The organism is Streptomyces niveus (assembly GCF_001723055.1).
GTDB classification, from domain to species: domain Bacteria; phylum Actinomycetota; class Actinomycetes; order Streptomycetales; family Streptomycetaceae; genus Streptomyces; species Streptomyces niveus.
In genome coordinates this window covers 24,221-36,337 of the sequence record NZ_MDCR01000005.1, presented here as the reverse complement: position 1 = coordinate 36,337, position 12,117 = coordinate 24,221, and the positions used below count along the sequence as shown (strand labels likewise).

At 68.8% G+C, this 12,117-nt stretch carries 16 protein-coding genes; all 16 read left to right on the top strand.

Annotated features, from left to right (window positions below; all coding sequences use genetic code 11):
• The first annotated feature begins 84 nt into the window (after positions 1–84).
• The 16 genes from BHU15_RS00635 to BHU15_RS00560 all read left to right on the top strand — a co-directional run bounded on the left by BHU15_RS00635 (position 85) and on the right by BHU15_RS00560 (position 12,072).
• Entirely contained in the window at positions 85–618 is a 534-nt protein-coding gene (locus tag BHU15_RS00635) for a hypothetical protein (RefSeq protein WP_069625339.1), read from the top strand.
• Positions 615–962, top strand: coding sequence for a hypothetical protein (locus tag BHU15_RS00630; RefSeq protein ID WP_069625338.1), 348 nt, complete (start codon positions 615–617; stop codon positions 960–962). Before BHU15_RS00635 ends, BHU15_RS00630 begins: the two co-directional genes overlap by 4 nt.
• Positions 959–2,299, top strand: a complete 1,341-nt coding sequence (locus tag BHU15_RS00625) for a phage terminase large subunit (RefSeq protein ID WP_069625337.1) — start codon at positions 959–961, stop codon at positions 2,297–2,299. The genes BHU15_RS00630 and BHU15_RS00625 overlap by 4 nt, the downstream gene beginning before the upstream one ends.
• 254 nt (positions 2,300–2,553) lie before the next feature.
• Entirely contained in the window at positions 2,554–4,209 is a 1,656-nt protein-coding gene (locus BHU15_RS00620) for a phage portal protein (RefSeq protein ID WP_069625336.1), read from the top strand.
• Positions 4,206–5,213, top strand: coding sequence for a head maturation protease, ClpP-related (locus BHU15_RS00615; RefSeq protein WP_069625335.1), 1,008 nt, complete (start codon positions 4,206–4,208; stop codon positions 5,211–5,213). Before BHU15_RS00620 ends, BHU15_RS00615 begins: the two co-directional genes overlap by 4 nt.
• Positions 5,210–6,568: a phage major capsid protein gene (locus BHU15_RS00610; protein WP_069625334.1), complete on the top strand. Its 1,359-nt coding sequence runs from the start codon at positions 5,210–5,212 to the stop codon at positions 6,566–6,568. Before BHU15_RS00615 ends, BHU15_RS00610 begins: the two co-directional genes overlap by 4 nt.
• Before the next feature lie 96 nt (positions 6,569–6,664).
• A complete protein-coding gene (locus tag BHU15_RS00605) occupies positions 6,665–7,105 on the top strand; it encodes a hypothetical protein (RefSeq protein ID WP_069625333.1) in 441 nt (146 codons plus the stop codon).
• On the top strand, positions 7,102–7,518 hold the full coding sequence (locus tag BHU15_RS00600; protein ID WP_218028036.1) for a hypothetical protein: 417 nt from the start codon (positions 7,102–7,104) through the stop codon (positions 7,516–7,518). Before BHU15_RS00605 ends, BHU15_RS00600 begins: the two co-directional genes overlap by 4 nt.
• A gap of 367 nt (positions 7,519–7,885) precedes the next feature.
• Positions 7,886–8,143, top strand: coding sequence for a hypothetical protein (locus BHU15_RS00595; protein WP_069625332.1), 258 nt, complete (start codon positions 7,886–7,888; stop codon positions 8,141–8,143).
• Positions 8,144–8,174: 31 nt separating this feature from the next.
• Entirely contained in the window at positions 8,175–9,236 is a 1,062-nt protein-coding gene (locus BHU15_RS00590; RefSeq protein WP_141726738.1) for a hypothetical protein, read from the top strand.
• Position 9,237: 1 nt separating this feature from the next.
• Positions 9,238–9,621 (top strand): hypothetical protein, encoded by a 384-nt coding sequence (locus BHU15_RS00585; protein ID WP_069625330.1) that lies wholly within the window; start codon positions 9,238–9,240, stop codon positions 9,619–9,621.
• The gene (locus BHU15_RS00580; RefSeq protein ID WP_069625329.1) at positions 9,621–10,076 is read left to right on the top strand and encodes a hypothetical protein; all 456 of its coding nucleotides are present in this window, start codon (positions 9,621–9,623) and stop codon (positions 10,074–10,076) included. The genes BHU15_RS00585 and BHU15_RS00580 overlap by 1 nt, the downstream gene beginning before the upstream one ends.
• Positions 10,073–10,822: a hypothetical protein gene (locus BHU15_RS00575; protein ID WP_069625328.1), complete on the top strand. Its 750-nt coding sequence runs from the start codon at positions 10,073–10,075 to the stop codon at positions 10,820–10,822. Before BHU15_RS00580 ends, BHU15_RS00575 begins: the two co-directional genes overlap by 4 nt.
• Complete coding sequence (locus BHU15_RS00570) at positions 10,822–11,250, top strand: hypothetical protein (RefSeq protein ID WP_069625327.1); 429 nt, start codon at positions 10,822–10,824, stop codon at positions 11,248–11,250. Before BHU15_RS00575 ends, BHU15_RS00570 begins: the two co-directional genes overlap by 1 nt.
• Before the next feature lie 5 nt (positions 11,251–11,255).
• Positions 11,256–11,663: a hypothetical protein gene (locus tag BHU15_RS41020; RefSeq protein WP_255292985.1), complete on the top strand. Its 408-nt coding sequence runs from the start codon at positions 11,256–11,258 to the stop codon at positions 11,661–11,663.
• A 4-nt stretch (positions 11,664–11,667) separates the two neighbouring features.
• Complete coding sequence (locus BHU15_RS00560; protein WP_069625326.1) at positions 11,668–12,072, top strand: hypothetical protein; 405 nt, start codon at positions 11,668–11,670, stop codon at positions 12,070–12,072.
• The last annotated feature ends 45 nt before the right edge of the window (positions 12,073–12,117 follow it).

The following is a 12,117-nucleotide window of genomic DNA, read 5'->3' as shown; positions in this document are numbered from 1 at the left end:
GCCGCAATTGGCCCACGATCTGCAAGGCAGACACTCCCTGACAAGTGGGCCATTGGCCTACCCTGACACTGAAGGGAGGCACCCATGGCGGCTTTCAACCCCGACCAGCACCGCAACGGCAACGGGCGATTCGAGTACACCCTCACCGGAGCCGAACGCGACCGCGACGCTGCGCTCCTTCGCGAGGACGGCTGGACCTACCAACGCATCGCCGACCACCTCGGCTTCTGCGACAAGGGCGAAGCCCACCACGCCGTACGCCGCGTTCTGGCCGCGACCGTCCGTGAAGCCGGTGACGCACTGCGCGCCCTTGAAGACGCCCGCCTCGACGCCGAGTTGGTACGCCTCAACGAACTCGAAGCCGTCGTGTGGGAAGTCCTGAAGAAGAAGCACGTCACCGTCTCCAACGGCAAGGTCATCTACCTCCACGAGGAACCGCTCGAAGACGACGCGCCTGTCCTCCAGGCCGTCGACCGGCTCATGAAGATCGAGGACTCCCGCAGGCGGAACGGCGAGTCGAGACGCAAACTCCACGGCCTGGACGCCGAGAAGAAAATCAGCGTGTCCGGTGGCGTCCGGTACGAGATCGTCGGCGTGAACCCGGAGGACCTGACGTGAGCAAGCAAGGCACGTGCGGCAACCTCTACCCCACCTGCGGGCCGCTGGCCGTTGCCCTCGTCGTCTGCCAGGACGGCGACGAGATGCGCATGTGCAAGGGCTGCCTCGACAACTGGCTCGACTCCGCAGACGACGCCGAGTACCTGGAACCCGCGGCATGGTTCTGGCTCGACGGCAGCCCGAGCGCACCGTCGCCCGAGGACTGGACAGCCGCGCTCCGCGCCCCCCGTAACAGGGAGGCCGTCGCTGCCGCGCTGCGCCGCGAAGCCCGTTGCAACCCGCAGTGGCTGCGAGACTTCCTCGCCCGCGAGCAGCGCATCATGGGCCACCGGGCACCCGTATGACCACGGAAGCCGAGCCGCAAGGCACTGTCGTTCGGTACGAGCCCCGGGGCGCAGCGCGGGAGCTGTTCCGCACCCGGGCCTCCGAAGTCGCCATGGCCGGGCCCGCCGGTACCGGCAAGTCGCTCGCCTGCCTGTTTCGTATGCACCTGGCCGCACTGACCAACCCCGGCATCCGCTGCCTCATCGTCCGCAAGACCGCCGTCAGCCTCAGCGCCACGACGCTCGTCACGTACGAAAAGAAGGTCGCCGCCCACGCCCTGGCCGCGGGGATCGTCACCTGGTTCGGCGGGTCGCCGCGCGAGGCGGCCGCCTACCGGTACGACAACAAGTCCCGCATCGTCGTCGGCGGCATGGACAAGCCGGAGAAAGTCCTGTCGTCCGAGTACGACCTGGTGTTCGCCGACGAGGCGACCGAGCTGACCGAGACCGACTGGGAAACCCTCGGCACCCGCCTGCGTAACGGGGTCCTCGCGTGGCAGCAGCAGATGGCCGCGTGCAACCCGGCGCAGCCGAAGCACTGGATCAAGCAGCGGTCCAAGCGCGGCACGATGACGATGCTCAACTCCCGGCACCACGACAACCCGGCCTACGTACGGGCGGACGGGACACTCACGGCGCAGGGCGCGGACTACATGGCCAAGCTCGACGCGCTCACCGGGGTCCGCAAACTCCGCTACCGGGACGGGATCTGGGCTGCGGCCGAGGGGCTGATCTACGAGGGGTGGGACGAAGCCGCCCACCTCATCAAGCCGTTCAAGATCCCCGACTCGTGGACGCGATGGCTCGTCGTCGACTTCGGGTTCACCAACCCGTTCGTCTGCCAGTGGTGGGCCGAAGACCCCGACGGGCGCCTCTACCTCTACCGCGAGATCTACCGCACCAAGCGCCTCGTTGAGGACCACGCGAAGGACATCCTGCGCCTCGTCACCGACGACGACGGCGAGTGGACAGAGCCGAAGCCGCGGGCGGTGATCTGCGACCACGACGCGGAGGACCGGGCCACGCTGGAGAAGCACCTCGGGCTGGGCACGTGGCCGGCGAAGAAGGGCGTGTCGGACGGGATCCAGGCGGCGCAGTCCCGGCTCAAGGTTCAGGGCGACGGGAAGCCGCGGCTGTTCCTGGTGCGGGGTGCGTTGGCCGAGGTGGATCCGCTGCTGGTGGAGGCGAAGAAGCCGACGTGCACGGAGGAGGAGATCACCGGTTACGTGTGGGCGGTGAAGCCGGGTGGCGAGGCGAAGGAAGCTCCGGTGAAGGAGCACGACCACGGGATGGACTGCGTGCGGTACATCGTGGCGCAGCGGGATCTGACCGCCACTACGCGGGTACGTTGGCTCTGATCATGCATTTGTGGGAACTCTACAACTCCGGGATTACCTGGGTGAGGTGGCTCTGACCATGGGAAATGCGCGATTGGCCAGGTGGGGCCGCAAGTTGCGTGGTGGAGTCCCTACAGTTTTGGACGCGGGTGCGGCTATTCTTTTGTCACAAGGTGCTAGTTTGATCTACGAGCCTGCCGGATGGATCACCGCCGGACTCGCCCTGATGGTCATCAACTGGCGCATCCACACCGAGTAACCGACAGGGGGTTGCCGTGGCCAGAACCCTCCTCGGCGCACTCCTCAACCGAGCACCGGTCGACACCCCCGTCCCCTTCGCATCACGCGGCCAGACCCGCGCCCTGCCCTTCCTGCGCCCCGCCGGAGTCACCGGCCAGATGCGCGCCATGGGCTCCGTCGGCACCCTCTTCAGCATCGTCAACCGCACCTCCAACGCCGTCGCGCAGGTCGACTGGAAGCTGTACCGCAAGGCCAAGTCCGGCATGAAGGAAGACCGCGTCGAGGTCACCTCTCACGCGGCCCTGGACCTGTGGAACAAGCCCAACCGGCACATGCCGCGGCAAGAGTTCGTCGAGACGTTCCAGCAGCACGTGGACCTCACCGGCGAAGGCTGGTGGATCGTCGCCCGCGACCCGCGGTCGCCGATCCCGCTGGAGCTGTGGCCGGCCCGCCCGGACCGCATGACGCCGGTCCCGAACAGAGAGCGGTTCCTCGACGGGTACGTGTACACCAGCCCGGACGGGGAGCAGGTGCCGCTCGGTCTGAACGAGGTCATCTTCCTGCGGATGCCGAACCCGCTCGACCCGTACCGCGGCATGGGCCCGGTCCAGTCGGTACTCGCCGACCTCGACGCAACCCGGTACTCCGCTGAGTGGAACCGCAACTTCTTCCTCAACTCGGCCGAGCCGGGCGGAATCATCGAGGTCCCCAACGGGCTCTCGGACAACGACTTCAACCAGCTCCGTGAGCGGTGGAACGAGCAGCATCGCGGCGTCGCGAACGCGCACCGCGTAGCGATTTTGGAGCACGGGGCCTGGAAGGACCGGAAGCTCTCCCAGCGGGACATGCAGTTCGTCGAACTCCGCGACGTGAGCAGGGCCGTGCTGCGTGAGGCGTTCGGCATCAGCGCGTTCGCGCTCGGCGAGGTCACCGACATCAACAGGGCGACCGCCGAAGCGTCGAAGGCGTGGTTCGCCGACCAGCTCACCGTGCCCCGCCTGGAGCGCATCAAGGCTGCGCTGAACCACGACCTCTTGCCGCTCTTCGGGCCGACCGCCGCCGGGCTGGAGTTCGACTACGAAAGCCCCGTCCCCCCGGACCCGGAGACCGAGGCGAAGCTCCTCACCGCCCGTACGGCCGCCGCGAAGGACCTGATCGACGCCGGGCTGTCGTCCGCGTCCGTCCTGTCCGCCGTCGGCCTGCCGGAGATCGAGTCGTCCCCCGCCGAGGGCGGCGACGGGACGATCACCCCGCGCGAGCTGGGCGACATGATCCAGTCCATCTACCTGGGAATCGGCACCGTCATCACCTGGGAAGAGGGCCGCGACATCCTCAACCGGGCCGGCGCCGGCCTGAACTTGACCACCCCGGCCCCGGAGGGCCCGCCCCCGCGGCGCGGCGCCCGCGCGCAGTTCGAGGACCTCGCCGCAGCGCTCCTCGGTGAACCGCCTGCCGATGACCCGGCGGACGACACCATCGAGGCTGCCATGCGGTGGGTCGCGGTGTGCAAGGACGACGACAACTCCTGTGATCCGTGCCGCAACAACGACGGCCAGACGTACCGCAACCGGGCTGCCGCCTACAAGGACTACCCGGGCGGCAAGGGCTACATCCACTGCGTCGGCGCGCAGCACGGCAACGAGTGCCGCTGCACCGTCGTGAAGAGGCGCAAGACGGGAGACGACGAGTGAGCACCCTGCCGTGGATCACCACCCCCGGTGTGCCTCCGGGCATCCAGGCCAAGGCGCAGAAGCAGGCGCGCGCCGAGCACCCCTGGTACCGCATCACGAACTCCACCGCAGACGAAGCGGAGTTCGTGCTGTACGACGAGATCGGCGGCTGGTTCGGCTCCACCGCCGACGACGTCGTCGCCGAACTGCGGTCCGTCACCGCGTCGAAGATCCGCGTCCGCATCAACTCGCCGGGCGGGTCGGTGTTCGACGGGATCGCCATCGCCAATGCCCTGCGCGCGCACCCCGCCGACGTCACCGTCCAGGTCGACGGGATCGCAGCGTCGATCGCGTCCGTCATCGCCATGGCCGGCGACCGGCTCGTCATGATGCCCAGCTCGACGCTGATGATTCACGACGCGTCCGGGCTGTGCATGGGCAACGCCGCCGACATGAGCAGCATGGCCGACCTCCTCGACAAGCTCAGCGACAACATCGCCGACGTGTACGCCACCAAGGGCGGCGGCACCCGCGAGCAGTGGCGCGACCTCATGCAGGAAGAGACCTGGTACCTAGCCGACGAAGCCGTCGCCGCAGGGCTCGCCGACGAGGTAGCACCCGGCCGTACGGCCACCGAGCCCGCAGTGCCGGAAGACCTGACGAACACGTGGGACCTGTCGGTGTTCCGGTACGCCGGCCGCGCCGACGCTCCCGCTCCGGTCCTCAACTCGACGCCGGAGCCGGAACCTCCGCCGGTCATGGAACCCGATCCGGAGCCCGCCCCGGAGCCGCCTGCCGAGCCTTCGCTCCCTCCCGGGGTGGAGCCGGGGGTCGGGAACCCGGGCGACGGCGACGGCACGGAGGAAGACCCGCCTGCCGAGGGCCGGGCCACCGAACCATCCGACTCCGCAGCGGCGCCCGCTGCCGCGGCCGACACCGAGTGGGCCGACCTGGTCGCCCGCCTGACCGCCGTCGCCCCCAGCGCGGACGACGAGTTCACCCGCCTGAAGGAGGCACTGCTGTGACCACACCCACCATCCCGCGCACCAGCGACGAGCTTGCGGAGATGCTCGCTGACCCGGCGAAGCTGAAGGAGGTGATGGCCTCCAAGGACTCGCTGACGGAGTTCATCACCGCGTACGGGCAGGCGCAGCAGGGCGACGGCACCGAGCTGAACCGGCTCGTCGCGGAGGAGACGCAGAAGGTCTTCGCGCAGATGCTGCGCGACAACAACATGCCGGGCGGGAAGGACCAGATCCAGCGCCTGGACCTGGACCCGCAGGCCAAGCGCGGCGGGATGCTCACCACGCACCGGAAGGGCACCGCGCACAACCCGGCCGCTCCCGGGGCCAGCCTGGACAAGACGTTCGCCAACTCGGTGGACTACGTCCAGACGATCTGGCACAAGACCCAGCAGACCAACGAGATCGGCGAGAAGCTCGCCACCCTCCGCAACGCGGCCAGCAGCGTGAGCCCGGCGGACGGCGGGTTCCTCGTCCCCGAGGTGCTCCGCTCCCAGCTCCTCCAGATCGCACTGGAGATGTCCGTCGTCCGGCCGCTCGCAACCGTCGTCCCGATGGACTCGGCCCGGGTCCCGATGCCGATCATCGACTCGACGACGAACCGCGGTTCGGTCTTCGGCGGCATGATCACGTACTGGGGCGAGGAAGGCGCGATGCTCCAGGACTCCAACCCGAAGTTCGGGCGGGTCGACCTCGATGCGAAGAAGCTCACCGGCCTGTCCGCAGTGCCGAACGAGCTGCTCCAGGACTCCATCGTCAGCTTCGCTTCGCTGATCGAAACGCTGTGGCCGCAGGCTCTGTCCTTCTCCGAGGACAACGCGTTCATGGTCGGCACCGGTGTCGGCATGCCGCTCGGGTTCCTCGGCGCGAAGAACAAGGCGGCCGTCGCGGTCACCCGCACCACCAGTTCGAAGATCCAGTACCCGGACATCGTCGGCATGTACGCACGCATGCTGCCCTCCTCGCTGTCCAACGCGGTGTGGATCGTCGCCCCCGACGCCCTGCCGCAGCTCCTCCAGATGTCCCTGGACGTCGGCACCGGCGGCAACAGCGTGTTCGTCGTCAACGCGGCCGGCCCGATGCCCATGAGCATCTTCGGCCGCCCGCTGATCATCTCCGAGAAGGCCGGACAGCTCGGCGCCCGCGGCGACATCGCGTTCGTCGACCTGGCGTACTACCTGATCGGCGACCGCCAGACGATGACCGCCGACAGCTCGACGGACTACCAGTTCGGCTCGGACAAGACCACGTTCCGGATCATCCAGCGCGTCGACGGCCGCCCGTGGCTCCAGTCGGCCATCACCCCCGCGAACGGCTCCAGCAACAAGCTGTCGCCGTTCGTCGAACTCGCAGCCTGATCCACCCCCGGCTGGCGCCGGCAGTAACTCCCCGGCGCCAGCTTCCACCGGGTCGGCAGTGTCGCCCCGACAAGGCATCCAGACAGGAGAACGACCATGGCGCAGAAGGCACTCGGCCGGCTGTTCAACAGCACCCCGGCCGCCGACAACGTGTGGATCAACCTTCAGGACGCGGGCGGCGTGTCCTTCCTGTGCTTCCTCACCGGCGGCGCGGGCGACACGTACACCCTCACGCAGGCGCAGGACGCGTCCGGCACCGGGGCCAAGGCCCTGACCTGCATCACCGAGTACTACACCAACACCGGCAACGGCTCGGACGCCTGGACGAAGCGCACGCAGGCGGTGGCCAACACGGTCGTCGCTGCGGCGGCGGCCACACAGAACGCCGTCGCGATCGAGGTGCTGGGTGTGTCGCTCGACGACGGGTTCCAGTTCGTGCGGCTCGCGTCGACCGGATCCGGCGCGGTCAACGCGATCACCTCCGACCTGAACGTGCAGCGGACACCGGAGAACCTGCCCGCAATGGCCACCGCATGATCCGGGGCCGGACTCGCGCTGACGGGGCTGTCGAGTTCTACGACAGCGAGTCCGACGAGGTGGTGGTCACCATCTCCTCCGAGGGCATCGAGGGAGGCGGCGGGGCTGCTGTCGCGTGGGACGACGTCACCGGGAAGCCGGCCACGTTCGCGCCGACGATCGGTGCCACCGCGGTCACGGCGGTCGCGGGCAACGACAGCAGGCTGACGGCTGGCGCCGCCGGCACCGCTACGGTCCGGGCGCTCGGTACGGGTGCCACGACGGCGGCTGCCGGGAACGATGCGCGGCTCCTCACTGGGTCAGCATCCGCGGTGAACAACGCGGCCACGTTCGCCGACCTGACCGCCGCGACGACCGCCTACAACACGCTGCTGGCCGCTCTGCGGGCGCGCGGAATCATCACGGGGTCCTGATGGCGCTACTGATCTGCACCGGCTGTACGGCCGCGTACGCGGTGGGCGCCGGCCGGTGCCCGCAGTGCGGGGTCACGGACTACATCGAGCAGGGAGAGGACATGGCGAAGGTCACCGTTCACGGCGGGCCCACCGACGCGCTCGCCGACAGCGAGCCGGACGAGGAAGCAGGTGAGCAGACATCAGCTGGGAAGAACTCGGAGCGATCCTCAGAGCAGGAGCAGTCCTCGCCGAAGAGGAGCGGAGCCGGACGCCGGAAGCCTGCCCCAACGACGGCGAGCCCCTCAGCTCCGGGCCGGACGGGCTCCTCTTCTGCAAGTGGGACGGATGGCGCCCCGACGGGTCCTTCGTCGGACGGTAGCGCCTGATGCAGACCCCCAGCCTCGGCCGCGTCGTGCTCGTCCTCGTCAACCCCGTCACCAACGGCGGGGCCGACGTGGCGCCGGCGACCGTCGTACGGGTCGGCAGCGAGCACGACGACGGCACATGGACCGTGAACGTGAAGGCGGATCTGGACGCGTCGACCACCGCGAAGTGGCTCACGTCCGTGCGGCTGTTCGCCGATGAGGAGACCGCCCGCACCTGGGACGGGCCGGCCGCGTACTGGCCGCCCCGAGCCCGCTGACCACCACCAGCACTAGAAGCCACCAAGGGAGGTGACAGAGATGATCCCGTACTGCACCCGCGAAGACGTCCAGGCCGCCGCCGACTTCAAGCTCACGGCCCGAAACGGCCGACGCATCGACCGCGCGGTCGATGCCGGGTCCCGCAGCGTCGACTCGCTCTGTCACCGCACCTTCTACCCCCAGTACGACACCCGGCGGTGGGACTGGCCCAACGGGCAGTACGCCAGGCCGTGGCGCCTGTGGCTCGACGACAACGAGCTGATCTCCCTCACCGCCGTCACGTCCGGCGGCACGGTCATCCCCATGGACACCGTGCTCCTGGAGCCGAACACCTCGGGCCCCCCGTACAACCGTGCCGACCTCGACATCAGCACCACGTCCGGGTGGATCGGCGGCTCCACCCACCAGCAGGACATCGCCTTGACTGGCCTGTACGGGTACCGCGACGACCACACCACCGTCGGCACGACCACCACCGCGCTGGACGCAATGCAGACCACGCTCACCGTGACCGGGGAAGCCTCGGCGCAGCTCGGCATCGGCAGCCTCCTGCGCCTCGACGGGGAGCGGATGCTCGTCACCGGCCGGACCCAGTCCGACACCGGGCAGACCCTCGCCACTGACATGGACGCGCAGGCCAAGTCCGTCACGGTCACCGTGGCGTCCGGCGCCGGGTACGCGGTTGACGAGGCGATCCTCATCGGCGGCGAGCGGATGCTCGTCGTCGACATCGCGGGCAACAGCCTGATCGTGAAACGCGCCTGGGACGGATCGACGTCCGCGCCGCACCTCACCGGGGCTGCGATCTACGCCCCGCGGACTCTGAGCGTCGCGCGCGGTTCGTGCGGCAGCGTCGTCTCCACACACACGGACAGCGCGACGGTGGAGCGGTGGGACCCGCCGCCGCTCGTACGGCAGCTGTCGATCGCCGAGGCCATCGTCACCGCGGGCATGGAGCACTCCGCGTACTCCCAGGTCCTGCGCTCCGGTGAGGGCGACACAGAGCGCCGCAAGGACTTGTCCGGCATCAAGGGCCTGCGGGTCCAGGTGTACGACGCGCATGGCCGCAAGGCCCGACTGCGGGGGGTGTGACATGGGCGTCGAGATCTCCGCCGAGGGGCCGCTGTTCGACGGGCGCGCCGCCCAGGCGATCGCCGACTACTGCGACGACGCGCGCGACACCATCGCGGAGTTCGGCGAGGAGATCGCCCTGCGCGAAATGGGCCTCGTCTTCAAACACCCCACCGGCTACTACGAGTCGCGGGTAAAGACGAGCCTCGTCTCCTCCGACACGGCGAAGGTCGACGACTCCGGTGTCGTGTACGGGCCGTGGCTTGAAGGCGTCGGCTCCCGGAACTTTCCGCACACACGCTTCAAGGGCTACGGGCACTGGCGCATCGCGAAGGACCTCGTCCGAAACCGTGGCGTGCAGATCGCGGAGCAGGTCCTCACCCGCCACATCGAGGGGATGCGCTGATGCTCGACATCACCGGCCTCCTCGACGCGGCCATCACCCACGCCTCATCGTCCGGGCACTTCGAGACGGTCAACGGACACGAACCCCTGAACACCCCCATGTCTGGCGGGCTGGACTGCGCGGTGTGGGTGGACCGGGTGACCCCGGTGCGCAGCTCGGGCTTGAACTCGGTCAGCGTGCTGGTGGTCCTCAACGTGAGGTTGTTCTCCTCGTCTAAGAGTGAGCCCCGCGACGCGATCGACCCCGAACTCGTCGCGGCTGTCGACACTCTGTGCGCCGCGTACTGCGGTGACTTCACCCTCGGCGGCCTGGTGCGGCAGGTCGACATCCTCGGCCAGCACGGTGTGCCGCTCGGGGTGCGGGCGGGCTACGTCCAGCAGTCCGGTGACGTGTCCAGGGTGCTGACTGTCGAGCTGCCTCTGATCGTGAACGACCTCTGGGAGGAGACACCGTGAAGCAGTCCGGCCTCGGAGATCAGTTGTGGATCTCCGGTCAAGATGTGTCCGGCGACATCGGCGCCGTCAACAAAGTCGGCGGCGGCCCGGCGGTCATCGACGTCACCCCGATCAACGTCTACGCCATGGCCCGCATCGGCGGCCTCCGCGACGGCGCCATCGACTACTCCGCGTTCTGGAACCCCACGAACGGGCCGGGCCAGCCAAAGAGCGCGCACGAGGTGCTATCGCCGCTTCCGACCTCGGACGTTCTCATGACGTACGTACGCGGCGCGACGCTCGGCGGCCCGGTCGCCTGCCTCATGGCGAAGCAGCTCAACTACGACGGCACCAGGGGCGATGACGGGGCGATGACGTTCGCTGGCGCCACCCAGGGCAACGGGTACGGCCTGGAGTGGTGCCTCGGTCTCACGGCCGGGCAGCGCACCGATACTGCGGCCGGGAACGGGTCGAGCGTCGACCTGGCCACGGGGCCGACCGCGTTCGGCCTTCAGGCGTACCTCCACGTGTTCGGCCTCACCGGGACCAGCGTCACGGTGAAGCTCCAGGACAGCCCTGACAACTCCGTATGGACGGATGTCGTCGGCGGCGGGTTCACCGCGGCGACCGGCATCACGGCGCAGCGCATCCAGACCGCCCGCAACCAGACGGTCCAGCGCTACCTCCGGGCCGTGTCCGTCGGCACCTTCACCAGCGCGGTGTTCGCGGTGGCCGTGAACCGCAACGAAGTGGAGACGGAGTTCTGATGACCAGGCTCGAACGGGATCTCCTCCCGCCCCAGGCGTACCAGACATTCGGCATCGCGCAGCCGGCCGACACCCTCGTGCGCGCGGCGTGCGAGCAAGTCGGGTGCGCAGCGTGGCAGTTCGGGTGGGAAACCGTCCTCGACGAGAGCACCGAGCAGGGGCAGCGGCAGGCCGCGTACGTCCGGCTCAAGGCGGGTCGCACGTTCCGCGAGATGAAGACCGACACCGGGCTGACCGTGTTCCGCTTCGAGGCGCACCAGCGGTGCTTCGCCGAACACCAGACCCGGCCGCAGATCTTCGCGGTGAGGGACGGCGACCACCGCGGCAACCCGACCGGCCGCCACCGTACGCACACCCGCCCGGCCGACTGGGTCGAGGACTTCGGCGAGAACCAGCTCCGGCTCGCCGACCAGCAGCAGAAGGGATAACGGCCATGGCCAAGGAATCAGGGCTCGGGTGGACCACGTGCAGCGTCGACGACGCCACGGGCACACCGCAGGACATCCGGAACGACGTCACCAACTTGCAGTTCGCCACGCCGCGCGCCGTGCAGGACGTCACCGGCATCGACAAGAGCGCGATGGAGAGGTTGCTGTTGCTCGCCGACTTCTCGATCACCCTGAACGGGGTGTTCAACGACGCGGCGAACAAGTCGCACGCCGTGTTCAAGACCGTCCCCAGCACCAGCGTGGCCCGGACGGTGTCCCTCGCCGTGTCCGGCCAGACCCTCGCCAACGAGTGCGTCTTCACCGACTACCCCATCAGCCGATCCGACTCCGGGGAGCTGACGTGGGCCGTCCCCGGTGTCCTGTCCGACGGCACCGTCCCCACCTGGAGCTGACGAAATGGCCGGATACCGCCACAAGCGCAAGCGCATCAACGTCACCTTCGAAGGCGACCACGAGTACGCCGGGTTCGAGGCTGTCCTGCGCGGCAAGTCCCTCGGCGAGTACCTCAACCTCATGGGCATCGGCGAAGTCGACATGAGCGGCATCGCTGACCAGCTCAAGGAGATGGGGCGCGCGCTCATCTCCTGGAACCTCCTCGACGAGGACACCGGCGAGCCCATCCCGCCCACTCAGGAAGCGGTGTACGAGCAGGACCAGGATCTGATGCTCGCGCTCGCCACCGCGTGGGCCGACGGACTGGCCGGCGTGTCCGCCCCTTTGGAGAGCGGCTCGACCGATGGGCAGCCGTCCCTGGAGGCGTCGCTGCCGATGGAACCCCTGTCACTGAGCCAGGCGAGCTGACCCACGCCCGAACCGTCTTGACCTTGTGCGAGCGGTTCGGGTGCC